Annotated in this window: 20 protein-coding genes and 2 pseudogenes; 17 read left to right on the plus strand and 5 right to left on the minus strand. The window is 58.9% G+C overall.

Going from position 1 to position 24,277, the window contains the following annotated elements:
- Positions 1 to 19: 19 nt before the first annotated feature.
- Both ACVJ5M_RS45720 and ACVJ5M_RS45725 read left to right on the plus strand, forming a co-directional pair.
- Positions 20 to 919: pseudogene (locus tag ACVJ5M_RS45720) on the plus strand (DUF3987 domain-containing protein); the annotation flags it as partial.
- A gap of 1,477 nt (positions 920 to 2,396) precedes the next feature.
- The gene (locus ACVJ5M_RS45725; RefSeq protein ID WP_135216181.1) at positions 2,397 to 3,506 is read left to right on the plus strand and encodes an IS630 family transposase; all 1,110 of its coding nucleotides are present in this window, start codon (positions 2,397 to 2,399) and stop codon (positions 3,504 to 3,506) included.
- A 521-nt stretch (positions 3,507 to 4,027) separates the two neighbouring features.
- Here ACVJ5M_RS45725 and ACVJ5M_RS45730 read toward each other — a convergent pair.
- Positions 4,028 to 4,162: a hypothetical protein gene (locus tag ACVJ5M_RS45730; RefSeq protein WP_354100662.1), complete on the minus strand. Its 135-nt coding sequence runs from the start codon at positions 4,160 to 4,162 to the stop codon at positions 4,028 to 4,030.
- Positions 4,163 to 4,173: 11 nt separating this feature from the next.
- Positions 4,174 to 4,869, minus strand: coding sequence for an enoyl-CoA hydratase-related protein (locus ACVJ5M_RS45735; protein ID WP_354100661.1), 696 nt, complete (start codon positions 4,867 to 4,869; stop codon positions 4,174 to 4,176).
- A gap of 976 nt (positions 4,870 to 5,845) precedes the next feature.
- Between ACVJ5M_RS45735 and ACVJ5M_RS45740 the strand changes: the two genes are divergently transcribed.
- From ACVJ5M_RS45740 to ACVJ5M_RS45780, 9 genes and pseudogenes are all read left to right on the plus strand, one after another.
- The gene (locus tag ACVJ5M_RS45740) at positions 5,846 to 6,829 is read left to right on the plus strand and encodes an NADP-dependent oxidoreductase (RefSeq protein ID WP_354100660.1); all 984 of its coding nucleotides are present in this window, start codon (positions 5,846 to 5,848) and stop codon (positions 6,827 to 6,829) included.
- Positions 6,830 to 6,906: 77 nt separating this feature from the next.
- Positions 6,907 to 7,575: pseudogene (locus ACVJ5M_RS45745) on the plus strand (HD domain-containing protein); the annotation flags it as partial.
- Between the two features lie 13 nt (positions 7,576 to 7,588).
- Positions 7,589 to 8,791 (plus strand): MFS transporter, encoded by a 1,203-nt coding sequence (locus ACVJ5M_RS45750; protein ID WP_354100658.1) that lies wholly within the window; start codon positions 7,589 to 7,591, stop codon positions 8,789 to 8,791.
- 163 nt (positions 8,792 to 8,954) lie between these two features.
- Positions 8,955 to 9,404: a cupin domain-containing protein gene (locus ACVJ5M_RS45755; RefSeq protein WP_354100663.1), complete on the plus strand. Its 450-nt coding sequence runs from the start codon at positions 8,955 to 8,957 to the stop codon at positions 9,402 to 9,404.
- Positions 9,405 to 9,595: 191 nt separating this feature from the next.
- Positions 9,596 to 10,570, plus strand: a complete 975-nt coding sequence (locus ACVJ5M_RS45760; RefSeq protein ID WP_354100657.1) for a GlxA family transcriptional regulator — start codon at positions 9,596 to 9,598, stop codon at positions 10,568 to 10,570.
- A gap of 178 nt (positions 10,571 to 10,748) precedes the next feature.
- Positions 10,749 to 11,390 (plus strand): HD domain-containing protein, encoded by a 642-nt coding sequence (locus ACVJ5M_RS45765; protein WP_354100656.1) that lies wholly within the window; start codon positions 10,749 to 10,751, stop codon positions 11,388 to 11,390.
- 32 nt (positions 11,391 to 11,422) lie between these two features.
- Positions 11,423 to 12,175, plus strand: a complete 753-nt coding sequence (locus ACVJ5M_RS45770) for a response regulator (protein WP_456679772.1) — start codon at positions 11,423 to 11,425, stop codon at positions 12,173 to 12,175.
- A gap of 592 nt (positions 12,176 to 12,767) precedes the next feature.
- The gene (locus ACVJ5M_RS45775; protein WP_354100654.1) at positions 12,768 to 13,763 is read left to right on the plus strand and encodes a cytochrome-c peroxidase; all 996 of its coding nucleotides are present in this window, start codon (positions 12,768 to 12,770) and stop codon (positions 13,761 to 13,763) included.
- Positions 13,760 to 16,282, plus strand: coding sequence for a two-component system VirA-like sensor kinase (locus ACVJ5M_RS45780; protein WP_354100653.1), 2,523 nt, complete (start codon positions 13,760 to 13,762; stop codon positions 16,280 to 16,282). Before ACVJ5M_RS45775 ends, ACVJ5M_RS45780 begins: the two co-directional genes overlap by 4 nt.
- Here ACVJ5M_RS45780 and ACVJ5M_RS45785 read toward each other — a convergent pair whose 3' ends face one another.
- A complete protein-coding gene (locus tag ACVJ5M_RS45785; protein WP_456679773.1) occupies positions 16,283 to 16,672 on the minus strand; it encodes a hypothetical protein in 390 nt (129 codons plus the stop codon).
- Positions 16,673 to 16,897: 225 nt separating this feature from the next.
- Positions 16,898 to 18,214 carry a glycosyltransferase gene (locus tag ACVJ5M_RS45790; RefSeq protein WP_354100652.1) on the minus strand — a complete coding sequence of 439 codons (1,317 nt, stop codon included), beginning with the start codon at positions 18,212 to 18,214 and terminating at the stop codon, positions 16,898 to 16,900.
- A 405-nt stretch (positions 18,215 to 18,619) separates the two neighbouring features.
- Between ACVJ5M_RS45790 and ACVJ5M_RS45795 the strand changes: the two genes are divergently transcribed.
- From ACVJ5M_RS45795 to ACVJ5M_RS45805, 3 genes are all read left to right on the plus strand, one after another.
- Complete coding sequence (locus ACVJ5M_RS45795; protein WP_354100651.1) at positions 18,620 to 19,006, plus strand: AMP-binding enzyme; 387 nt, start codon at positions 18,620 to 18,622, stop codon at positions 19,004 to 19,006.
- Positions 19,007 to 19,536: 530 nt separating this feature from the next.
- Positions 19,537 to 20,436 carry a tripartite tricarboxylate transporter substrate binding protein gene (locus ACVJ5M_RS45800; protein ID WP_354100650.1) on the plus strand — a complete coding sequence of 300 codons (900 nt, stop codon included), beginning with the start codon at positions 19,537 to 19,539 and terminating at the stop codon, positions 20,434 to 20,436.
- 375 nt (positions 20,437 to 20,811) lie between these two features.
- Positions 20,812 to 21,072, plus strand: coding sequence for a hypothetical protein (locus ACVJ5M_RS45805; RefSeq protein ID WP_354100649.1), 261 nt, complete (start codon positions 20,812 to 20,814; stop codon positions 21,070 to 21,072).
- A 100-nt stretch (positions 21,073 to 21,172) separates the two neighbouring features.
- Here ACVJ5M_RS45805 and ACVJ5M_RS45810 read toward each other — a convergent pair whose 3' ends face one another.
- Positions 21,173 to 21,550 (minus strand): hypothetical protein, encoded by a 378-nt coding sequence (locus ACVJ5M_RS45810; RefSeq protein ID WP_354100648.1) that lies wholly within the window; start codon positions 21,548 to 21,550, stop codon positions 21,173 to 21,175.
- Positions 21,551 to 22,570: 1,020 nt separating this feature from the next.
- On the opposite strand from ACVJ5M_RS45810, the gene ACVJ5M_RS45815 reads away from it, so the two are divergent.
- The 3 genes from ACVJ5M_RS45815 to ACVJ5M_RS45825 all read left to right on the plus strand — a co-directional run bounded on the left by ACVJ5M_RS45815 (position 22,571) and on the right by ACVJ5M_RS45825 (position 23,658).
- The gene (locus ACVJ5M_RS45815) at positions 22,571 to 22,852 is read left to right on the plus strand and encodes a hypothetical protein (protein WP_354100647.1); all 282 of its coding nucleotides are present in this window, start codon (positions 22,571 to 22,573) and stop codon (positions 22,850 to 22,852) included.
- Positions 22,774 to 23,148 (plus strand): hypothetical protein, encoded by a 375-nt coding sequence (locus tag ACVJ5M_RS45820; RefSeq protein WP_354100646.1) that lies wholly within the window; start codon positions 22,774 to 22,776, stop codon positions 23,146 to 23,148. Before ACVJ5M_RS45815 ends, ACVJ5M_RS45820 begins: the two co-directional genes overlap by 79 nt.
- Before the next feature lie 231 nt (positions 23,149 to 23,379).
- On the plus strand, positions 23,380 to 23,658 hold the full coding sequence (locus ACVJ5M_RS45825) for a hypothetical protein (protein ID WP_354100645.1): 279 nt from the start codon (positions 23,380 to 23,382) through the stop codon (positions 23,656 to 23,658).
- The last annotated feature ends 619 nt before the right edge of the window (positions 23,659 to 24,277 follow it).

Consider the following 24,277-nt stretch of genomic DNA (forward strand, 5'->3'; position numbering starts at 1 on the left):
TTGCTCAGAGCACCGGGGCTTCTGGCTGCAATCTTTCAACGGCGGCCCGTACACGGTGAATCGCATTGGGCGCGGTGCGGTACTGATCGAAAATCTTTCGGTCTCGCTCTTAGGCGGCATCCAGCCCGAGCCGATCCGCGCTCTCGCTGCCGAAGCGCATGATGATGGTTTGCTTCAGAGGCTATTTCCCATCGTTCTCGGCGCCGCTGGTGCCGGTGTCGATAAGCCCATGCCAGATGCCGCTGCCGCATATGACGCTATCGTGGCCCGCCTGACGCGATGACGCAAGCCGACCGGAGAGGGTACGCACAGTAGCTATGTTGAAGTGCCGCTACAGTTCGATGATGCCGCGCAGGATCTGCGCAGCTCGCTGGCGCGGAAGTATTTCGAGATGCAGTGTGCATGGGAGGCGGTGAATAAGAAACTTGTCTCTCACCTCGGGAAGTACGATGGCCTTTTCGCCCGGCTTTGCATTGTTTTCCACTGCATTGAGAGCGAGGGGGCGCGCCCTGCATCCATAATCAAGGAAGACACCGCCAAGCGAGCCGCAGCTTTCCTTGAGAAGTTCCTATTTCCACACGCTGTTGCGTTTTATGTCGACATCCTCGGTCTGTCAGATCGGCACGACATGGTGCTGGCTGCAGCGGGTTTTATCTTGGCCCACAAACTCGAAACTATATCGGTGCGGGATGTCAGGCGCGGCGACCGCATATTGCGAAGGATGGATGTGGACCAGGCCCAAGCGGTTCTGGAGCAGTTGGATGCCTTTGGCTGGTTGGAGCCCCTGCAAACAGGCCGACGCGACTCCTCGACATGGCAGGTTCTGCCATCGGTCCACAAACTGTTCGCTGACCGCGCCGAGGCAGAGAAGGCGCGCCGTGAGGAGGTCCGCCGGATTATCTCCGGCTCGTTGCAGTAATAGCAAGTGGCCGCAAGAGTCCCTTGCGCGCGCGTCACATAGAGCAAATCCCCTCCCCATCTATCTTCAAGGGACATTCTCACTGTGGCTGGCTCGCGCGCGCAAGGGACTGTCGCGGCCACTTCACGAAGGGGACGAACGTGATTAATATCAACAGTATCGGAGACGCAGATGAATGCGACGGCGAGACCCTGCACGCGTAAGGCTACGACCGCGAGCTGTGCAAGTGACGCTGGGACTGGGTGCCTGTAGATGTGCTGCTGGAAGCGGGCCAGGGCTCTGGTGCCGTGGCTGCAAGGGTGGGGGCCAAACACACTCTCACACCATCGGCTACAGACCGTTGTTCCCAAGGGCGCGCAGTCGCGTGCAAAATTGAAACCAAACATGCCGGGGAGGGGCCGACTCAAGGTCTTCCGCCACCGGCCCTAAATTCCGGCCGCACACTCACTCGCGTTATCCCGCAGGTTTCCAGAAACGTGCACAGGCAAAAATAGTTGCGAAATCTGCGGCGTCGCGTCCGCGGGTGCCCGACCGGCCCGCAAGAAATTATCGGCTTTGAAAAAACGGACACCCCTCCACCGCAGCCCAATCGGCTTAGCGCCGAACACCCAGACCGCGCTGCCGGCAAGGCAGGCGACGAGAGGGATGCTGCTTAGGGGCGGCCGCCCATTGATGCAGCCTTACTTCTCACCCAGCTTCGGTCCACTAGTGAACACAGGCTATCAGCAAGACGCAGAACACTAATCGCAGCGTGCGGTAAACGATCGTCCAACTTACAAGCGGTTGTAGGAGGACGAATGGCTGCCATAATTTGCCTCACAGCGTGCACTTGGACAGTCTAAAGAAGTGGTGGGGGGAATGGTCCGTACTGGGGCTTCTAAAACTTCGACAATTTGGTCCGCAGAGGACGAAGAACAGCTTTTACAGATGAAGGCGAACGGGGCGTCATTCAAAGACATTGCAGCCGCACTCGGCCGGAGCCAGGCGTCAGTCGAGTCTCGCTTTTCGGTATTGAAGAAGCGCAACTCTAGCGAGGCCGTCTGAATTATATGGCCGGTCGCTAGGCGAATTGCAGAAGCCTTCTCCTTCCTGGTGCGGCAGGAGTCACTCCGGACTTCGACTAGGACAATGTCCTCGATCTGGGTGTTGCGTTTGCCTCTGACACCGAACTGCACAACCCGGTACCGGCGTCGGAGCGCGTCCATGTGATGGCTCGTTGGCCCTATGGCCGGGGGGCGGGTCGGTTTTCTTCCACAATCCGCCCGTGGCAACCGGCGGCCCCAGAAAATTCGCGCATCCACAATTCAGAATATTGGGTATCTTAGGTTGCATTGCATATTAACGCGCGAACTGCGCGTAAATGTGCCGAGATCAGCGCTCCGTAGTCGAAGAAGAGACCTTCTGAAGCCACTAGTCATCTGGAACGCAAGTTCGCCACATTAGTTGATAGCTCGAATCTCTACAGAGGAGAGAGCTCGTGGCGAATGCAGGTGAACGAGGCCGGCCGATCGCGCCGTTGGTGCTTAGTCCGCAGGAGCGGGCGTACTTGGAGAGGCAAGTTCGTCGTCATCGCGTTGCCCGATCGCTATCTGAGCGCTGCCGCGCGATCCTGCGGTGTGCGGATGGCTTGCCAAGCAAGTCCGTGGCTGCCGAACTCGGCCTCCACGAACACACCGTTGGCAAGTGGCGTCGCCGATTTTTGAAGGATCGCTGTGATGGCCTGCTTGACGAGGCCCGCCCTGGCCGCCCTCGAACCATCAACGACGATCAGGTTGCTGAGGTAATTGAGCGGACATTGCGTACAACGCCACCCGACGCGACGCACTGGTCGATCCGCTCAATGGCTGGGGAAACTGGCTTTTCCCACACCACGATCCGCCGAATGTGGATGGCGTTCGGCCTGCAGCCGCACCGCAGCCAGACATTCAAGCTGTCGAGCGACCCGCTGTTCGTCGACAAGGTCCGCGATATCGTCGGCCTTTACCTGTCCCCACCGAACCGAGCCCTTGTCCTCAGTATCGATGAGAAAAGCCAGATCCAGGCCCTGGATCGCGAGCAGCCGGTCCTGCCGATGATGCCGGGCGTACCGGAACGGCGCACGCACAGTTATGTGCGGCATGGTACGACCTCGCTGTTTGCCGCGCTCGATGTCGCCTCGGGGTTCGTCATCGGCAAATGCTATAAGCGGCACCGGGCAGTCGAGTTCTTGAAGTTTTTAAAAGGGATCGATGCTCAAGTTCCTGAAGGCCTCGATGTCCATCTCGTCATGGACAACTACGCCACCCACAAAACACCTAAGATCAAAGCGTGGCTCGCCCGTCGGCCGCACTATCATGTCCACTTCACGCCGACTTCCGCGTCATGGATCAATCAGGTCGAGCGCTGGTTCGCTGAACTCACCAGAAAACAGATCCAGCGAGGTGTTCACACCTCCGTCAGGCAGCTCGAGGCCGACATCCGTACCTTCATCGACCTGCACAACAGAAAACCGAAGCCATTCAAATGGACCAAGTCCGCAGACCAGATTTTGGCTTCCGTCAAACGCTTCTGCTATAAAGCTCAGCGGACTTTATGTGGCGAACTTTAGATTCACGTGACTAGCAATCGATCCGATCGGCCCGGAGCCGTCTCCGTGGATCTCCGCGGAGGACATCGGCGCGTTGTTTGGGGGGCGCCGGGGAGATGATACCGGCCGCCGCGAGCGGCAATGGCCTGGATCGGCTAATTTCGTGGAGACGGAGGACTTTTTCGTCGCCTTCGGCTTGAATACTCATGACCTAATGATTGTGAAAGTCCCAGCATTCCTCAGCTTGAGCGTGTGGTCACATTTGTACTCCTCATGCGGTCTGCGACCTGATGTCGGCTCCCGCAATGCAAGCGGAGGGAAATCACTGAGGTTTGGTTCTGCGTCGGGATGATGAACGGCTGAACCTCTGCTTCGGTCCGCGCGAACAACGCGAGGGCGTGCTGACCGGAGCGCCAGTCCGTGCCTGCGATCCCAGTCCGTGCCTGCGATCGTCTCAACCCCGGGATCACCGCACCCGTGCCATTGCAGCGCCCAAGAATCCGGACGTCCTGAGCAAATAAGCCATCGTCGATAGCTTGCCGCTAACGTCCCTCGTAAACGGGCGGACGCTTTTTTGCCTCGGCATCGCGGCCTTCTCGGAAATCCCGGGTCGCGTACAGCGCACGATATTGGTCGTCGAGCTTGCCCAGCGCCGTTTCGGAGTCGTCGAGCGCCATATGCGAGGAGGTCAGCGACGTCTTGATGCCGAGAGGACCGCATGCGGCGATCTTGCTGGCGATCTCGACAGCCTCGCCAGAGCCGCATCCCGGTCCGGGGTCACTTCCTGAACCATTCCTATCCGGAGAGCTTCCTTCGCTCCCCAATGATCGCCTGTTAGAATGAAGCGCATCGCATTGCCCCATCCGGCCTCTCTGGGAAAACGTACCGTTGAACCCCCGCCGGGAAAACGGCCGTGCGTGTTCTCGTCCTGACCGAACTCAGTGTCTTCCGACGCCACGCGTATGTCGCCGACAAGAAAAAGCTCGTGTGCCATATTCCAGGTGTCGCCATGCACCGCGACAACCAGGGGCTTCGTGAGGGCCGGCTTGGTGCGCCCGAGAGGGTCGATAAAGCCGGGTCCATCCATCATCTTTTTTCCGGACTGAGCGAAGGCCTTGTAGGCATCGACATCGATACCTCTGGAGAAGCGATCGCCATAGCCGAACAGAACAGCGGCACGGAGGGAGGGATCGCGGTCGTAATCGTAGTAGGCTCGCGCCAGGGTCTCTGTGGCGTCCGGGTCCAGCCGGTTGTCGATGTAGGGCCGGTTGATGCCAATCAACACAGTCTGGCCTTTGCGCTCGATGGTGATCTTGGCCTGCTGATCGTACGGAATATTCGCCATGCGCGTGGTCTGCGCGGTCTCGTCGGCCTGTGATGTCATCGACGTGTTTCCCGGTTTTTGGGGCCTGCAACGCGTCGCCTTCCGGATATGGAGATGGGCAAATACGCACGAGCCGCAAGAGGGCGTCGGTCACGAAGCAGGAAATTGGATCAGGAATGACGCGGGCAATCGTGCGAACTTAAAATGCTGTCGCCGCTAACGGGCCGACATTCGAAATAATCTGCCCACTTCGGCAGTTCCGTTAATGATAGCTCGACTATTGCACGGCCCTCCATGGACCAGCGTATTCGCGATCTGTGAGACTACAGTCTGCTTGTGTGCAGGCCGCTGGCCAGTGGTCAAAAAAGTATTCTGAAGCCTCAAGTTGGCCGTACGGCACGAACAATCCAAATTATTGAGACCCGCCGATGCAGCCGGAAATCAGGTAGCGGACCCATCCATCCAAGTTGATACCGAGGCGCTCAAGATTGCACTGGCAATCCCGGCGCCGGCAATGCCGAGTACAATGTGCATATTCAGCCCGGTAAATGACCATGGCTACGGAAAAAGATGATCGCGAGCGACTTCCGGAGTTGGCTCCAAGCCGTACAGCGTTCAAGCCATTGAGATGTCGGCTGTAGGTAGAGCAGGCGCTGGGCAGCACCGGCGTTCACCGCCGCTTGTGGCCCTGAGCGATAACCGCTTCGCGGACATTGCGAGCAGGAATTTTGCGCACGAGCGGTGCCACTGTTGTGTGCCGGCGAAGGCTCGGTAGTCGTCTTTGTCAGGAAACGACGTCCGGCTGTCCTGATCCGCAGGATCGGATTGGTTGTCGAAAACAGGGTCCATTGCGACATAAACCCTTTCCGAGGCAGAGCACGATTGAGAAAGCCGTTTCTGAACACGCCTCGAACGATCGCGACGCGATTACGAGCGAGCACCCGCCGCCGATGCGAGCTATGGCACGCGCGACCGCGGAGTTTGCCGGGATGGCAATTGGGACATGGCATCACGAATCGAGCAAAAGGAGCATGAGATGACCAACGGCACCATCGTTCCTCAGGCTAACGAAGAGCGAGCTCATTCAACGATGATGGCCTGGCGCGTGCACGAATTTGGGCCACCAGAGATCATGAAGCTCGAGCGCGTCTCGCGGCCCGAGCCCGGCCCGGGCGAGGTGCTGGTCAAGGTTGAAGCCGCTGGAGTGGGCCCGTGGGATGGCTGGATCAGGGCCGGAAAGAGTGCTTTGCCGCAACCGCTCCCCCTCACTCTGGGGGCGGAGCTCTCAGGTGAAATCGTCGCCGCAGGAGCCGGGGTCTCTGAACTGCGTGTCGGAGAACAAGTTTATGGGGTCACGAACCCGCGGTTTATCGGTGCCTATGCCGAGTATGCTGTGGCTTCCGCAGGGATGGTTTCGACCAAGCCAACCTCGCTAACCCACATTGAAGGTGCCTCCATTCCTGTCGTTGCCGTCACCGCATGGCAGGCATTGTTTGATCACGCCCAACTCCCAGCAGGTCAAAGGGTCGTCATTCACGGAGCGGCTGGCAACGTGGGAACCTACGCGGTTCAATTGGCCCGTCATGCAGGTGTGCAAACGATCGCAACGGTAAGAACGGGTGATACTGCCGCCGTTCGCAACCACGGCGAAAACATCGTGATTGATTACCGGACCCAGCGCTTTGAGGAACAAGTACGGGATGTGGACGCTGTCATCGATCTGGTCGGCGGTGAAACCCAAAGCCGGTCGTTCCAGGTCCTTCGTCGCGGCGGCAAGCTGATTTCGACGGTGTCCAATCCGGATCAGCAACTTGCACAACGCTACGGTGTCGGAGCCACCTTCTTTCTGGTCAACGTTACGAGCCAATACCTGACAGAGATTGCTCGCCTCGTCGATGGTGGAAAACTACGAACACACGTCGGGGCAGTCTTACCTCTTGCGGATGCGCGCGAGGCTCATTTGATGCTGGAACGCGTGCGGCCTCAGCCGAAAGGAAAGATCGTGCTCGCCGTCGGATGATCGATCAGTCTCCTCGGGGCGGTAGGGTGCTAGAGGCGCCGCCAAGCCCCACACTTACTTTTGAAAGGATACAACGAATGACCGCACCAAATCTGTCCAATGCACTCGTCATTCCCGATTCGTTGCTCGCGAAAGAGGCTACAGACATCCTGCGCGAGCATTCCACTGATCTGCTTTTCAACCATTCGATTCGCGTCTACCTGTTCGCAGCCGAGCAGGGACGTCAGAGGAAACTGCGCTTCGACCCTGAGCTCCTTTACGTTGCCGCCGCGTTTCACGATCTCGGCCTGATCAAGAAGTTCTCGAGCCCGGACGAACGCTTCGAAGTCGATGGCGCGAACGCCGCCCGACAGTTTCTTGGCACCCACAACATCGCTGAACATCAGGTGCAGGCCGTCTGGGAGGCAATCGCGCTGCACACCACGCCCGGCATTCCGAAATATATGCGCCCCGAAGTAGCGCTCCTCATTCCGGTGTTCTTCTCGATGTAATCGGGGTGGGGTTCGATCAGTTTCCCGCGGAGCTACTCGAGGAAATCGTCGCCAAGTATCCCCGCATCAATTTCAAGGAAGGCTTTATCCAGGAGTATTTCGCCGGCTTTGCACACAAGCCTGAAACGACGTATGGCACCGTCAACGCCGCCATCTGCGAACGTTTCATCCCGGGGTTCAAGTGCCCCAATGCTTGCGACTTGATCGCTGCTTCTCCGTTTCCAGATTCCCCATCGCAAGTCTCAGGATCATGACAGGGACGTACTCTGTGTTGAATCCCGATCGCGGGCGAGCTCCCTGCGTCAACTCGCTGACGTCTCTCATCTGGCTAACCCTGGGCGCTTTTGCCATCGGCACTGAAGGGTTCATGATCGCCGGGCTGCTGCCCGCCCTGGCGCGAGACTTGACCGTCAGTCTGCCCGCCGCCGGCCATCTGATCACAGCGTTCTCCCTGGCTTATGCCATCGGCGCGCCGGTCATGGCCGTGTTGACGGCCGGGCTGGAGCGGCGACGCGTGCTTGCAATCTCTATGGGCGGCTTCGCCCTGAGCAACCTGCTCGCAGCGCTGGCGCCGGGCTATGCCGGACTGTTGGCCGCGCGGCTGCTGCTGGCAATGTCCGCAGCGACTTTCATGCCGGCAGCCAGCGGATATGCCGCCGCGGTTGGTGGTTCGGAGCGGCGTGGCCGAGCACTGTCCACTATTACAACCGGATTGACCTTGGCGATCATCGCCGGCGTGCCCCTGGGCGTTCTGGTGGGGCAGGGCTTCGGCTGGCGCGCCACCTTCTTCGGCGTGGCGGCCCTGGCGGCGATCTCGCTTGTTGGGCTTCTCACGCGGCTGCCGCGCCAACTGCCTGGCGTCACCGTCGGCCTGCGTGAGCGTCTGGCGCTGGCCAAGCGCCGCGATATCCTGGGCGTGCTGGTGACCAGCGTGCTGACCGTGGCCGGCACCTTCACGGTCTACACTTATCTTGGTATCTTCATAGCCCGCATCGCCGGCCTTGCCCCGCAGACGCTGGCGCCGGTGCTGCTGGGTTTCGGCCTGGCCAGTGCGGCCGGCACCCAGCTCAGCGGCGGCGCGGCGGATCGTTGGGGCGGGCGCAACACCGTGATCGTTGCTGCGACGCTTTCCCTCGCGGCCTATCTCGCCTTCTCACTGGGCGCGGCACTCGGACCAGCACGGTCAATGGTGGTCGTGCTGCCGGCCATTTTGCTTTGGGGTTCGGCCAGCTGGGGGCTAATCACCGCGCAGCAGTCGCGGCTGGTGGCGTTGGCTCCTGCACTGGCGCCGGTCAGTCTCTCAATGAATTCCTCCGCGATCTATCTCGGCAGCGCAATGGGTGCCGCCGCGGGCGCTCTTGTCATTGCCAATGGCGCGACGGAGCGCCTCGCGTTGGTTGCTGCGGGATTCGGTCTGGCCGCGCTGCTCTCGGTGCAGCTCAGCGGCCGCAGCCGATCAGGCCGAGCGTGATGGCGCGGCGGGGCTTTATACCGGAAGCTTTACCATGACCATCAGCGCGCGGCCCTGCGTCTTGGTTTCAAGTGGTTTGCGTGAACTCGTTAGAAGAGGAGATGCGATGATGTCGATCCGCGGATTTGCCTATCAGATTGGTGTGCTCTCAAACCCTCGTGGTATGACGGCAAAAGCAGCAACGAGAGCGACGAAAACAGCCTTCGTCCCGCTGATAGCAGCTGCGATCGCTCTGGGAGCTCCGCCTGCCATCGCGCAGGAGCGGGAGCAGGTGAAAGTAGCCTTCGAGCACGCACTGCCAAATGTCGACGGAAAGAGGATAGTCGCTGTGACGGTGACCTATCCTCCCAGAGGCAAATCGATGGCTCATCACCATGCAGCCTCGGCATTTATCTACGCCTATGTACTGTCCGGCGCCATCCGCAGCCAGGTCGGCAATGAGCCCGCGAAGGTTTATCATCAAGGTGAGGGCTTTTACGAAATGCCGGGCTCACATCACAGCATCAGCGAGAACGCGAGCGCGACGGAGCCCGCCAGCTTACTGGCAATCTTCGTTGCCGATTCCAAGGACGAGCCGTTGACGTCCCCAGACAGGGCGCCGGGATCACGATGACGGCGCGACGGATCCGCCTGTCGCCGTGACGATCTGTTCATGGACCGCTTGGTTTGGGGGCCAATCGACGAAGAAAATCCCTGAACCAAGATGCACCGTGTGCGTTCTGTTGCTCCCCAGATCGGGCCGGGCCTTTGCAGGCTCCAGACTACCTGCATAATGAGGCAGCCAGACTGGAAAGGTAGTAAGACGTGCCGGTACAAGCTGTCGCGATCGTTGTCTATGAGGGGGTCCAAGCCCTGGACGTGGTTGGTCCGATGGATGTGTTCAGCGAGGCCAACACGTTTCTCGGCAGTGCTGACCGCTATGAAACAGTGTTGGTTGCCGCTCACCGCAGTCCGCTGCGCGCGTCGAACGGCATACGGCTGATGGCCGACCTGACCTTCGAAGAGGCAGTGGGCGGCTTCGACATCATTCTGGTGGCCGGCGCTCCGGCGCCGCCGGAAGCGGAGCCGGAACCGTGCCTGCTTGAGTGGATCAAGGAGCTGCCGTGGCGCTCAAGCCTTTATGGATCGATCTGCACAGGGGCTTTTGTGCTCGGCTATGCCGGACTCCTGGACGATCGGCGAGTCACAACCCACTGGCAGGATGCAGAAGCGCTGGCGGCCAGGTTTCCGAAGGCGAAAGTCGAACCGGACTTAATCTATGTGCGCGACGGACGGCTGATCACCGCCGCCGGTGTGACTGCTGGGATAGATCTGGGCTTGGCGCTCGTCGGGCAGCGGCACGGTGCGGAAACGGCGCTCAAGGTCGCCAAGCGACTGGTTGTGGTTGCTCAGCGCCAGGGCGGACAGTCGCAGTTCAGTCCCTATCTCACCGCGCCCGCTGATCCGGAATCGCCAATCGCGCGCATTCAGCATCATGTCATGGCCAAAATCGGGGAGCGCCACACCCTGGAGTCGCTTGCCGGCATCGTCGGCATGAGCCCCCGGAATCTGGCCCGGCATTTCGTGCAGGCGACCGGGACCACACCGCATGAGTTCATCGAGCGCGCACGCATTGATGCGGCGCGCATGATGCTGGAAGGAAGCGACCGGCCGCTGAAGGCCGTAGCCTTCGATTGCGGCTTCGGGTCGGCCGACCGGATGCGAATCGTGTTCAGCACGCGTCTTGGCGTCACCCCTGTCCAATATCGCGCCAGCTTCCGGCGGCCGGAATCGGAATAGATCGATAGCTCTGACGGCAACCGGTGTCTTGGCTGCCGCGGACGGTCCCGCGGGCCTTTTGTCAGCAAACGCCGTACGGCTGTCCTGATCCGTAGCAGCCTGTTTGTTGTCCAGAACAGCGCTCCCATGCCTAATGGCGACCAGCAGCCAACTCACTACCCACGAAGGAGATCGCTCCATGTCTGACGTCATCGCCGGCATCCGCGTGCCTGACAGTGCTATCGCGCGCGCCGCCACGCAGCTCGTGCGCGATACCGAGGACGACCTGCTCTACAACCACAGTCGCCGGGTCTTCCTGTGGGGTGCGCTGACCGGCGAGCGCCGCGGGCTGAAGTACGACCCGGAGCTCCTTTACCTCGGCGCGATGTTCCACGACATGGGCCTCACCGAGACATATTGGAGCGCCGACCTGCGCTTCGAGGTCGACGGTGCCAATGCCGCACGCGAGTTCATGAAAAGCTACGGCGTACCGGAACGCGATATTGAGGACGTCTGGACCGCAATCGCACTCCACACCACGCCCGGTATCCCCGAGCATATGCGCCCCATCATCGCGCTGGTGACCACCGGCGTGGAGATGGACGTGCTCGGCATCGCCTATCACGACTTCACGTACGAGCAGCGGGACCATGTCTGCGTCCATCATCCACGCGAGACGAACTTCAAGGAGAACATCATAGATCACTTCGCCAACGGCATTATCAGGAAGCCGCTGACGACGTTCGGAAATGTAAAGGCCGATGTCCTGGCGTTGAAGGATGTGAACTATGTCCGCCAAAACTTTTGCTCGATCATCCTTGGCTCAGCCTGGCCAAACTAACCCTTTCGCGGTCGCGTCGGAGCTGACGCCGGGTGCCATTGCTTCCTTCCGACAACACCAGTCGCCAGACGCTTACATGTCTTGTCGTCGAGGACGACATGACTATGAGGCATCTTGTAACAAGCTATCTCAACGAAAATAGCTTTAGAACCATCTCGGCATCGAGACGAGAGGACGTGCTTGGCATGCTTGTCCGCGATCGGCCGGACCTCGTGGTGCTCGATCTCCGTCTCGGACAGGAGGATGGTCTGGATCTGCTCCGCGAAATCCGAGCACAGTCGGACGTGCCAGTCATCATTACGACGGGTCATCGGCGGGACGAGATTGATCGGGTCGTCGGGCTAGAATTGGGAGCGGATGACTATCTGACAAAACCGTTCGGCTTGAGGGAGCTTCTGGCTCGTATCAAAGCGGTTCTTAGGCGTCGAGATGCCAGGGCCTCGGTTACGGAACGTGGGGCGGAGAGCGGTCTCTGGCGATTTGGACAATGGCAGATCGATCGCCGATCGCGTCGCCTGACTAACTCATGCGGAGAGCCCGCCGCTCTCTCGAAAGGAGAGTACGCGCTACTCATGGCTTTTGTCGACGCGCCGCAAAGGCCGCTGTCTCGCGAGTATCTCCTGCAGGCAACGCGTGTTCATGAGGACATCTTTGATCGAAGCATCGACGTTCAGGTGCTTCGGTTGCGTCGGAAGCTGGAATCCGACCCGAGCTCCCCATCAATTATCCGCACGGAGCGAGGTGTTGGTTATGTCTTTACGCTATCAGTAGAGCGCATTCGATGATGAGGAAAAAAGGCGTTATTGGCATCAGTCCTGACGGAAACAGCTCAGCATTACGAATGTAGCTGTCTAACGCTTCTCGGAAGTGCTTCGGAAACATGATCGCTACAGAGTGCATGCACCGTAGCGGCGAGCGAAAGTAATGACACTGCAGCGAACACCCTTCGATAGTTCCGAGGTTGGAGGCATGTGGGTATCGCCTCCGGAGGACCAGACCAGCCGGCGGCCAGTACATAAATGGCGCCCAACATCTTCGTTACGCTTGAGTAAGCATGCCGTTTTGCTCGGGGTGTCAGCGAGTTTTTTGGAAATCGTCTGCCGATGTGCCGGCGACGCTGTTGGCGGCTTTCCGCACGTTCTGCTTGGCATGTGCTTCTCTTTGGCTCCGATGGCGGTCCGCGGCTGAGCCCGGTACGTTCATTCGACGCTGGCTATACGCAGAAGGAGGCCATTGCTTGATAAAAGCTGCAAATCCAACTGGGACGTTGAGTTCTCGGAGCCGATCCGAGACCCGAGGTGTGTGCGCCGCGAGCGGAACGTAGAGGAGCGCCTGAGTGGGACGGAAATGCCAACGTTATGAGTAGTGTAGGGGATAATGACTCGGGCGCTTCGACGTAGAGAGCGGCATCAATGCTGGCCGCGGGGTCTGATCAGGCGAATCATAGGAGTGGTGAGTGCGGCGGCCTTATGTGGGAGCGCAGCAGTCGCGCAGGTGGCGTTGGAGCATAAGTCTCCCTCTGAAAGGCTATGGGAAGACGCCGAGCCCATAACACCCATCCCCCCGCCACCTCGCGCTGATCCTAAGAAATTGGCTATAGGCGAGCGCCTGTTTGGCGACACGCGATTGTCTGCCGACGGGCGGGTTTCGTGCTCCAGTTGCCACGATCTTCGCACCAATGGAATTGAGTCCAAGACAAAGCATGCGGATACACCCAAGCCTCTCGATACACTTACTGTATTTAATGCGGCGCTCAGCTATCGCCTGACGTGGGAGGGACGATATCGCAGTCTTTACGAGCAGGCAGAAGCGTCGATCATGGACCCGACCAACATGCACAGCAGCGTCGAAGAAGCTGTTCTGAGATTGCGATCCGACATTGTTCTGAACGCACTATTTCGGGCCGCTTACGGAAGGCAAATCGACCGCGCTAACCTTCTCGACGCACTTGTGACGTTTGAGCAGTCCCTGCTCACACCGGGCAGTCGCTTCGACCGCTGGCTTGAGGGTGACGCATCAGCTCTTTCAGTTGTCGAGCTCGAAGGCTATCGCACATTCAAAGCGCTCGGCTGCAGCTCATGCCATCAAGGGGTCAACGCTGGAGCGAACTTCATTACTCGCCAAGGCATTTTTAGTCCCCTAGTCATGTCAGGACCGAGCCGGGTCCGTGTGCCTAGTCTGCGCAACGTTGAAGCGACCCCTCCATACTTTCACGATGGCAGCGCCGCCACTCTCGAAGATGCGGTGAGACGAATGGCAATGGCGCAGCTCGACCGGACATTGACAGACGAACAGGTCAGATCAATCGTCGCTTATCTGAAAACACTCACCGGGAATTATCGGGGAAAACCAATTGCCAGAGGTACACAATGAGCGCCGGGCGATCGATAGTGATTATTCTCGGCCTATCGGTGCTGCTCACCTGGTTGTTGTGGCGGGCAATCAACCCGCAGGCAGAGCTCTTCGACCAGGCACTGTCTGAACTCGAGCACTTTGGGCTCATCCAGGATGCATTGTACCGCGACGTATTCACAGCCCGCACTGGTCTACTTCGGAATTACGATCCGCTTGTCACGGGGATCGACGCTTCGCATGGTTCGGTTGCACGACTCAGAACAAGCGCGTCGTTCAATAGCGCGACCAGCGAGAGAGTTGATCGGCTGGCAGCGTCTGTGGAACGGCAAGAGCAGTTGATCGAGGTTTTCAAGAGACAGAACGCCGCCCTCCACAATTCATTGTCCTTCTTCAGCCGTCTTGGGGTCAATGCCGATCTACGAGAATTGAATATTGAGATTGGCGCGGCATCGGCCGCGATACTATATTTGACGCTCGATACGTCATCTAGCGCGGTCAACGAAGCGGCCAAACGACTAGACCGCCTTGAGATTCAAGCTGCAAGAACTGGGCATACCGCGCAGGTTGAGCCGTTCCTTGCGCACGGGCGGTTGTTGCATAGTCTCCTCCCATCGATTGATACGATTTTGAAGGAAATGATGACGTTGCCGGGCAAGGCAGATCAAGACCAGCTTCGTGACATGATTCTCGAGAGGCAGCTCGCTTCCAGGAAAGAGGCGCGGCTCTATAGAACCCTGCTGTATATAGCGTCGTTGTCATTGGTAGCATTTCTCGTCCATCTCGGTATCCGGCTGAGGTCGCGCGCTAACGCTCTTAAGAGACGGGCGGATCTAGAGCATCTGCTTTCAGAAATCTCAATGAATTTCATCAACGCGATGCCAGAGCGCATTGATGTCGAAATTGAACGAGCTGTTGCCTTGTTTGCAGAGCGTATCGGTTGTGATCGCGCGTACCTTCTAGTAACTGGCTCAACGAGCCACTCATATCTTTGGCAAAGGCTCCGCAGAGACTTTCCGGCCGGCTGGCCGGATACAGCGGCGCATCTAGCGGTGCAGATGGGAGGTGAACGGGATGGCGCCGTCCACGTGGCCCACGTCAGCCGCTTGCCGGCAGGGCGCAATAAGTCCACTCTGGAAGGCGTCGGCATCAGCGGATGGGCATGTGCGATCAGCATTGATCGTCAGGGACGGCTGATAGCGCTTGGCGTTGATGTGATCGACCGAGATTGCCACCTCTTCGAGGTGGGCGAGCTCGTCCTGCTGCGAATGGCGCTTGATACCTTCATCCATGCCATCAACCGCCGGTCTATCGAGGAGGAGCGCGTTCGCCTCCGCAGGCGCCTGCAGCAGTCCGGCCAAATGGAAGTAATTGGGACCTTTACGAGCGGCATAGCACACAACTTCAACAACATTCTGGGCGGAATCTTAGGTCACACCGAGGTGATGGAGGAACAGTTGCCCCGTGGCGCGGCCATTGTGATTCATCTTGGCGGCATACGGCGAAGCGCAGAGCGAGCGCGCGATCTCATCAGCCAAATTTTGGCTTTCGGTCGACGCCGCGAGATCCGTCGTAATCCGATCAGCATTGCTGAGCTGGTCAGGGAGACCATCGCGCTTTTGCGCGTTTCGCTACCCTCTCGAGTTGAACTCGTGGTCGGGGATTGTCCGGATAATGTGACCGTCGATGGAGAAGGTGTGCAATTGCAACAGGTGCTCATGAACCTTTGTCACAATGCGGCGAATGCCATAGCGCATGCGGGCCGGATTGAGGTCGTTATGGAGCTCTGCGAGGAGCGGGAAGCGATTTCCCTTAGTCACGACAAGATTGATTCCGGAAAGTACGTCCGAATTTCCGTGATCGACACGGGCAAAGGCATGGAGGCCGCTGTTCTGGACCGGCTTTTCGAACCCTTCTTTACGACGCGACCAGATGGAAATGGGTTAGGGCTAGCGACGGTGCGCGAAATCGTTCATGACCATGGCGGAGGGATCAATGTTCAGAGCGGTCAAGGAGAGGGAAGTCGGTTCGATGTATGGCTGCCGCTAGCCGCAGCACCCGTCCAACCTGCCGTACCCGACGTAGCAGCGCATCCGCTCGGAGCGGGGGAGGTTGTGATGCTGGTCGCGACCGATAGCGCTCGGCTACTCGGGGATGAAGAAAGACTTGCCGCATTGGGTTACGAGGCCGTTGGTTACATGACAGCAGAAGCGGCTCGCGAGGCCGTTGAGGTGAGCCGCGACCGCTTCGATTTTGTGATTGTAGGGCAGCTCGGTTCGCTTACCAAATCGCTCGAATTGGCGACGGATCTCCACCGATCACTTCCGTCGACACCAATTGTCCTCGCGACGAGGGGATCCTCGGAAATTGGGGCGGAGACGCTCGTGGCAGCTGGGATTGCGGACGTAGTTAGGTGGCCAATCGTTGTGGAGGAGATCGCGATTGCGCTGTCACAGTTCTCAAAGAAAGGCGAATCGACGAGTTCAGTGTGGTCGCAGACCGCGACATTCGAGTCTTCTTCCAGAGCAACCGCTGAATGATCAACAGATAGAAATGATAGCCTTGAGGCGCATGTTCACGCCGGCGAGCGCTGTTGCGGCTCCCAGTTCGCGCCGGGTTACCTGGCGCGTCCAGCCGCCTGCCTCAAGGCGCATATGCGCATCAGAGAACGAAAAGCGCAGGTTGGGTAGATCCGTGATCGGTCGCAGATGGTACAAGTATGTCGGGGTTCTGTTGGTCTCGTGCCAAGTTGCGAGGTCCGGAATCAGCCGCGACCCGGTCGGCGCGGCTGAGAAATAGAGCTGCCTGACTCCGTCGGCGCGGCTGCAGCTGTTGTCCAGAGACCGCTGACAGCGGTCGCGGCGAGCAGTTTTCGACGAGAAATCGGCGCCATGTGATCTTTTCAGTGAAATAACACCGAGGAGCATCATGCGGATATGCGTCCTGTAGTGATCGCGCAGTCGTTGCGTCGGTTTCCAAATGTCGCTCGTTGCGATGTTCGGGATGGGGTGCGGTTTTGGAAGCCCGGCGGAAGTGAAACCTTTTCAGTCACTAGATGCGTTTGCTGCAACTGGACCCGTGTCGCCCGCAATGCGGTGACGGCACGGGTGGCAATCGTTGGCGATCCGCCTCCTTGGATGGCCTTGGCGCGATAATCAATTTGTCGCCATCGAGGCTGCGTGTTCTCGGTTGGCCGATTTGGGCTGCAATCGCCCGATGTCGCGGATGATTTCAGCTCGGGTATCAATAACGCGGAATTCTTCAGACATCAGCAAGGCCCGTCGGCGGAATTTGTCCGTATCGAGAACAGCCCGCACCGCCTCGCGGAGGGCCTGGGGTGTCGGCGCGTTTGTCTTAAGATCAATTCCGACCTCGGACCACCCGACCCGCATGTTGACGTCGGCCTTGTCTTCGGTCAGCCCGGCGCAGACCAATGGAACGCCAAAGCTCATCGCTTGATTGACGCTGCCATAGCCACCGTTCGTGACAAACACGTCGACCCGGGGCAGGATCCATTCAAATGGTAGATAACTGGCGAGGCGTGCATTGGCCGGGATCGGGCCCGGGATATCCTCGGCTGGCCGCCCGCCCGCTGTGACGACGACGAGGAGGTCAGGATCATTAGCTAAGGCAGCCAGGGTCGGCATAATCAGGAGGTTGAAGTCGTGGTTCGCGACCGTTCCTTGAGTGACGAGGACAACCTTACGCTTGCCGTCCAAGTCTGCCGCCCAAGGCGGAAGCGTTGCCTGGTTCGGCATAATCGGCGGCGTGCCGATGAACTTCACCGATTTCGGTAATGCCCGAGGAAATTCGAAACTAGGAACTGTCAGCTGCCAGTATGTATCGGAGAGCCTCACCATCGCTTCAAATGGCGAGTTTGCAAGCGGTCCCAGTCCCAACTCTTGCAGGCTTCGGTTCAATCGCAGTGCAAGGGGCTGATGAACGATTCTGTCGTGGTCCCGAATGGTTGCAGCATGTTCAGCCGGGCTGGCTGCCGGTGGTAATCCGAGAAAGTCGGGCGCTCCGTCTTCCCGCGGCCAATGCAGGATGGAGGTGCCGAAGCAGGCGACAGGTGGCCGGATCGATCTAGGCTGCAGGAGCATCGGCAGTAGCCCGAGGAAGCAGTCGTCCCCGATGACAACGTCGGCCGGGACTTCCTGTAGCACCTCTTGCAATCCGTGGTGCTGCGTTGGAATGTGGTCGACGAACAATCGCTCGAGAATGATGCGAAGTAGCTCCAATCCGGGAGGCAGAGTCTTGAACTCGGGATATTTCGAGAAAGGGTCGACGACGTCCTGATCCGCGCTCGCGGGAATAGGCCGGAATGTGGCTCCTATCGCCTCGATGCGTTCCTCGAAGGCGCGCCCTGTGAACGCAAACACCTCGTGACCCTCGGCCAAGAGAAGTCGTGCAATCCCAAGCATTGGATTGACATGTCCGGGCGCCGGAGTGGTTGCGATGACGATTTTCATGGACCCTCTTTCTGATAGCCGATCTAAGAAGCGGCTACATACCGTTCGCCGCAGTCGAGATCACTGACCCATAAGATTTCATGAGCGTTGATTGCAGTTCGATGTCGGATCGGCGGGAGTCCGCTACGATCGTAATCAAAATGCGAACTTATGTAGCGGTGCCGTAGCGTTGATGAACGATCAAACTTATCGCCTTAAGGACTTACGAGCGGTGAACGACGTAGCCGGCCGGGCATTTGATTGCTGCCGTGCAATGACCCAAGTGCAGTCATGAATTACGATCTTGCAAGAACCTCACTGGGGCTTCGAAGAAAATAGACCTACAAGGCCGGTCGACAGAAAGGTTTCGATCTCTCTCTCTGTCTCTCTGGAAGATTGGATGACCTGAGCCGAGAAGGAGCCTAGATGGCGCGGTTGATAGAATTCAAGAACGTTGCGCCACTGGCTAATCGTGCGCCCGATGTCATCGTTCGCGCCGGGGCGCATATCTTACTAACCGAGGTCGAAAGAGCCTTGATTGCGCACCCCATGGTGTTGGATGCTGCGGCATTTGGTGTGCCCGATCCTATGCTGGGTCAGCGCGTTGCGGCCGTTGTTCAGCTAAGGAGCGAAAGTGACGACGCTATAATCGATAAGATCCTGGCAACGGCCGGGATGCATCTGCCCGAGCACAACCTTCCCGATCTATTGACGGCCGTAGACGCGGTGCCCCGTGACCCGTTCGGGAACATCGACCGCGAGGCTATCGCACAAGCGGTTTTTGGAATCCCTATCCATGCAAACGGGAAGTAAGTCACGGTCCTACGGACACAGCAATCCTACACTTTTGCTCATTCGACTGCTCGGCGATGGTGTCGGGCGCTTATCTCCGCTTTGGCTCGACATTTAGTACACTGGGATCAACGTACAGAAGCGGCAGCGATAATCGTCTCAGAGGACGCATCACGTCACCCAAGCCCGAATGTCCGCCTCACTCCTCAAATCGGATACATGACCACGGTCAGGAATTGGAATGAATCCGTCATTTGATAGCAAATCTTGGGAACTTATCCCGATTTTTCCTGTCATGCCCGCAAGCTTTGAGATATTTGGCCCAGCGGGTGGGACTAAATTGGCCGTCCGCCTTCTTAACAGATTATGAAGTCTCTTAACCTGAAGTCGGCCGGTCGCTGACGACCTTGGAGTTCGGCTAAACGCCGGCCTTCAAGTATCGGCTAGAATAACAAAAAGGAGAGGAAACGATGCGCGTACTGAGGACGATCCTTGCAGCAGCTGTCGGCGTAATCGTGGGCGCGACTGTCGTCGCTGCACAGGATCGTGCCGTGAGCTATCCCAATCGACCGATCAAGATCATCGTTCCGTTCGCCGCTGGAGGGACGACAGACGTCCTTGCCCGAATCGTCGGGCAGGCGCTGACCGCTGCGTGGGGGCAGCCCGTTATCATCGAGAACCGTGCCGGAGCCGGTGCAACGATAGGCGCTGACATGGTCGCGAAATCACCTCCCGATGGCTACACATTGTTGATGGGCGCCACTCATCACAGCATCGCACAGAGTGCTTATTCCAGAGTGCCTTATGACTTCGGGCGCGACTTCTCTCCAATTACCGTCATCGCCCTCGTGCCTAACATGGTCGTTGTCAACGCCCAGGTGCCAGCTAAGACCGTGGAAGAGTTTATTGCTCTGGCAAAACAGAAGCCCGGCAGCTTGAACTACGGCACTGCTGGCGCCGGCACCGCGCATCACCTCATCGGCGAAATGTTCAAGTTGAAGACTGGGACGGATATCGTTCATGTCCCTTATCGCGGAAGCGCGCCCGCACTGGCCGATTTGATGGGGGGGCAGGTGCAGGTCATGTTCGATACCGTCACGTCCGGTTTACCGCAGGTCAGGGACGGCATGACGCGGGCGCTCGCTGTCACGACGGCGCGGCGTTCGTCGGCACTGCCCGACGTGCCCACGCTCGCCGAGGGTCCTATACCTGGATTTGATGTCGGGACTTGGTTCGGCTTGTTGGCGCCCGCAGATACGGCCCTCTCCATCGTCGAGAAACTGAATCATCAGGTAGTCGAGATCGTCAACTCGCCGGAGGCGAGAGCACGCATGCTAGAACTCGGGGCCGAACCGGTCGGAAATTCCTCTGTCGAAATGGCCGCTCAGATCAAGAAGGAGCTTGAGACGTTCGGCTCCTTGACCAAACAACTTCAATTGGTGGTGGACTGAGCCAAAGGCTTTTTCGATTAATGTCCGAATTTGCTCTCCGCATCATAGGAGTCGGTGGAGCGCGATGCTAGAGGAGCATAAGCTGGATATCGACGCCGCGCCCGTGGGCTTTGAGGAAGCCCTCGAGGCTCGGCGGGCCTCACCGCACTCAGCGCAGCGCCGCTGTAGCTCCTCGGCAATGTCCTCCGATGCATCGCGCGACTAGCCCTCGCTGGTGTTGAAGCTGACGATGCGGATCGGGCTGCTGTACTGCCCCTCCATCAGGTGGTTGGCGACGTCCGGCGCATCACCCCTGCAGCAGAAAGGATAACCATGGCTAACAATCCTAACAGAAACAACTTCGCCGCGAGTACGAGCGCGAGGAGGCGTAGTGGAATGCGCCGACGCAAGAACAGAAGCAAGCGCAGCGGGGAGATAGATGACCTTCGCGGCAAGCTGATCATGACCGAGCACGCGAGGAATAAGGACAAGAGTGCAGCCTGGGAGGCTCTGCCAAAGGAGGACAGGGACACCGGGCACAGGGTTAACGATGCGCTGTCGAAAGTGGAGTCGGCACACAACCGCGCTATTCAAGCTGCGAAAAGTGCGCTGGAGCAGGCGGAGCGGCGCGCAAAGAGCCTTACTGGGACCAAGTAGGTAACTTGGAGGAGTGTAGTTGCGCGACTGGCCGACATCGTGCAGGTCTATGTTGGCAGCCGGTGGCGGCGAGGTGCGGTCCTTGCGGCAGTTGTTTGAGTCAATGCTGCCGGAAATGTATTCGACGTTGCTGGAGAGATGCCGCAAACGATCCGGGGCGCGGGGTGGCTGTGAGGTCAGTCGAAACCGATCGACACAGCCTGTGAGCCCGACTGCGCCAAGCGTCCCGTTCCTTGCTCACGTCTGACAATTCGTTGCGGAGCAGCTTGATAATTTGGCGCTGGGTGTCGATCTGCGCCTGTAGCAGCGCCATTTCTGCCCGTTCCCAGCCCGCAGCGTCTTGCCCCACTGACTCGCCGAAGGCATGTCCCTCGGCCGCTCCAAAGGCGTACACGCGGTGCAGCAGCAACTCGGCGGTGTCGATCTGGCCGATGTTCAAAGTGCGGGATACCGGGGCAGCTTTCTTCAGCCTCAACATGTGGACCTCGTTTTAGGTCACCCCCATTGCAACCTCCCAGATCCGGCTTAACCATTCGTTAACCCTGGACCAGTAGCAGCGGCGCATCTTTGATCCTTAGGTCAATGTATCGTCTGGTGTGCGCCGACCGTTCCGACGAGGCGTGGGGGTGGTTTCGCCAGCGAGATTTCTACGTGATGCCTCGATAGCGCGGCCAGGCCGCCCATCGCTCAGCTGCATCGGCGATCTCGTCGGGCGAATTGATTGCAATCGCGCGAGCAGCCTGACTTTCTGCTGTCAAACTTGCTTGGCGGTGCCGCCGAGCCGCTCCGCGATCTGCGCGTCAGTCTTCCCGGGCAGCCAAGCGCCTCAATAATCGCTTCTCACGCGGACTAAGCAGGTCGCGCATCGGACTATCCCTGATAACCACGCGCATTTTTGCAGCGTCGTACTTGATCAGCGCGCGACAGCCCCAAGCGTCCGGGAGGCCGGGAGGCGGGGCGGACGTTGGGGCCGCGAGCGCGCCGATCGGCCCAGCGCACCGAAGCGAGATGTCCCTTACCCTCTGTTTCATCTGTTCACTTGTATACCCAAGGCGTCCTGCCCCAGGTCTATTCTCGTCCCGTGAGGGACGCCGTGAACGAGCGAATGTTCATCGTGCTAATTATCTCGGTCGGCAAGACTACACCGGCATTGATCATCCTTGCACTGCTCTATCGGTAACGCAGCGCGCGACAACCTCAATCGTCTCCGGGGCTTTTGGGACAAAGGAGGCCGGGGACGGCTGGGGCCGCGAGCGCGCGGCTTGTCCAGCGCACCGACGCCATCCTCTGCTTTCGGCGCGCTCGCGCGCTAACAAACGATACGTCGCCACATTAAATTCCCGGGTAGCCTGCCTCCACACATCTTCAGTAGGAACGCTGGCTCTCGACCAGCATTGGCATCGCGCTCCAGGCCAGTATCACAACGTTTGCTCGAAGTGCGGCTCCAACTAGCAACAGGCACCGTAGGCTGGGGCCGCCCTTTCAGCAGGTGGACGTCATGACCGTCCCGAAACTTCTGACTTACATCATCGGATTTCGGAAGCGAAGCAATGTCGCGGTTTTAGCGACCGAAGTGCCGACGGCCAACCAGGCGCTTGCAGTCATCGCAACCGTCGAACAGTCCGTGGGCAAGCTCGACTTCATCAGGTCCCCGCAGGAAGGCGACATCGGTGCGCCGGCACACGCTCTGACGACCAGCGCTTGGTTGCGGGTGCCGCTGGTGATCAGCGCCTCGATTTCGAGGCCTTCTTTTTTGCTGATGTTTTCGAGGTCTTCTTAGCGACCTTCTTTGATTTCCTGGGCGCAGTGTTCTTGGCCGACTTCTTTGCGGACTTCTTGGCAGATTTCTTTTTGGTGGCTTTTTTGACTGCTTTCTTCTTCGCGGCAGCGTTGGCGACTGTTGTCGCCACCTTCTTGACTGACTTGGGGATGCGTCTAGCCGCCGCCTTTTTTGCTTTGTCCGCCACGGTTTTCACGGCGGTCTCGGCCAGCTGTTTTTGGCCTGATCTCGAGGCGGTTGCTTTTCGGTGTCCATGGGCGTCCTCCAGAATCGCTGTATTGGCTCGATTCCCTTGAGTTGGCGCTCCGTATCTGCGACGCTCGCTTCGTTTTACGGTCGCTACTTGCCCATCGTTAGGAACGTCCGGCCGGGTGCAGGGTTTCCCCGAGCCCCACGCGAGGGTGAGGCTTTTTCCCGGTCACCCGCGCATGCACTCGTCACAATCGGCCGCGTCGCGATATCAATAGGAACGCCGCCATCCTTTATGCCGTTGTCGAAAACTTAGAAACCAAAGGGAGACGACGTTCATGAAGAAAATTGCTTTGGCCTCCGCCTGCATTTTCGTGCTCGCAACAACGGGCGCATACGCGCAATCCAACCAGCCCGCGCCGGGCGCCTCCGGGCAGGGTGAAGTCGGCCCATCGTCCGCCGGCAAGAAGAAGATAACGACCGGCGCTTCGAGTATGAAGAACCAAGCTGGAGACAGCATGGGACGGCAGCCAACGGGTGGCGGGTCCAACACCAACAATATGGGCAGCCAAGCGGGCGGTGGGGCCGGGGGAGCCGGCGGATCCGGCGGGAAGTAAAAGCCACGGCGCAACCAACGTCCTTCTCGTCGCGGCCCTTTGCTAAGCGGCCGCGACGCATCCTCCCGACAGCCATCCTCCGACTAATGCGCGGGAGCGCAATACTCTCAGCGGTATCTGAATGGGACGGGGAGATGGGGCTCATTCCTTTTGCGGTCGGGCGTCGACAGAAATAGTACTGCTGTGAGCGCAGATCTCAATCTTAGTCACCCAGGTGGTCGAGCTGGCCGAGGTTCGCCCGTTCGTCCTGGACGAAATTCAGGACGAGCAGCCTGTCCCACCGTCGCAGGATCAGGAGACGGCGGGACGAGGGAGGGCGTGATTAGCGAGTGCTTCGCGCTGATATCAGATCCACCAAGTCCGCGGAGCGCCAAGCCTAAGGCGCCGGTAAGTAGCAGCAGTGCCGAGACGATGACAGCCAGAAACATGCGGTCCACGGTGGGTTACCCTTGGAAGCAGTTGCCGACCGGGGTCGCCTCACAAATGGTCGGCATGAGTGCCAAATGATCATCCGGCTGGACGGTTCGTGGTCAGCGGGGCGTCTTATTGTGCTGGACGGGCTTATGCGGCGGGCGATCGACTGCACGGTAAAGTGTCGAGTTCCGACACGGCTGCATAT

The sequence above is a fragment of the Bradyrhizobium sp. S3.7.6 genome, assembly GCF_054061875.1.

Excerpts from the sequence above, each read along its gene's own strand:
- ACVJ5M_RS45740 (WP_354100660.1), top strand. The coding sequence starts at position 5,846 with ATGACCAACGGCACCATCGTTCCTCAGGCTAACGAAGAGCGAGCTCAT.
- ACVJ5M_RS45815 (WP_354100647.1), top strand. The coding sequence starts at position 22,571 with ATGACCGTCCCGAAACTTCTGACTTACATCATCGGATTTCGGAAGCGA.
- ACVJ5M_RS45805 (WP_354100649.1), top strand. The coding sequence starts at position 20,812 with ATGCGCCGACGCAAGAACAGAAGCAAGCGCAGCGGGGAGATAGATGAC.
- ACVJ5M_RS45765 (WP_354100656.1), top strand. The coding sequence starts at position 10,749 with ATGTCTGACGTCATCGCCGGCATCCGCGTGCCTGACAGTGCTATCGCG.
- ACVJ5M_RS45810 (WP_354100648.1), bottom strand. The coding sequence starts at position 21,550 with ATGTTGAGGCTGAAGAAAGCTGCCCCGGTATCCCGCACTTTGAACATC.
- ACVJ5M_RS45730 (WP_354100662.1), bottom strand. The coding sequence starts at position 4,162 with ATGGCGCTCGACGACTCCGAAACGGCGCTGGGCAAGCTCGACGACCAA.
- ACVJ5M_RS45735 (WP_354100661.1), bottom strand. The coding sequence starts at position 4,869 with ATGACATCACAGGCCGACGAGACCGCGCAGACCACGCGCATGGCGAAT.
- ACVJ5M_RS45795 (WP_354100651.1), top strand. The coding sequence starts at position 18,620 with ATGGCGCGGTTGATAGAATTCAAGAACGTTGCGCCACTGGCTAATCGT.
- ACVJ5M_RS45755 (WP_354100663.1), top strand. The coding sequence starts at position 8,955 with ATGACGGCAAAAGCAGCAACGAGAGCGACGAAAACAGCCTTCGTCCCG.
- ACVJ5M_RS45780 (WP_354100653.1), top strand. The coding sequence starts at position 13,760 with ATGAGCGCCGGGCGATCGATAGTGATTATTCTCGGCCTATCGGTGCTG.
- ACVJ5M_RS45790 (WP_354100652.1), bottom strand. The coding sequence starts at position 18,214 with ATGAAAATCGTCATCGCAACCACTCCGGCGCCCGGACATGTCAATCCA.
- ACVJ5M_RS45825 (WP_354100645.1), top strand. The coding sequence starts at position 23,380 with ATGAAGAAAATTGCTTTGGCCTCCGCCTGCATTTTCGTGCTCGCAACA.
- ACVJ5M_RS45785 (WP_456679773.1), bottom strand. The coding sequence starts at position 16,672 with ATGATGCTCCTCGGTGTTATTTCACTGAAAAGATCACATGGCGCCGAT.
- ACVJ5M_RS45775 (WP_354100654.1), top strand. The coding sequence starts at position 12,768 with ATGACTCGGGCGCTTCGACGTAGAGAGCGGCATCAATGCTGGCCGCGG.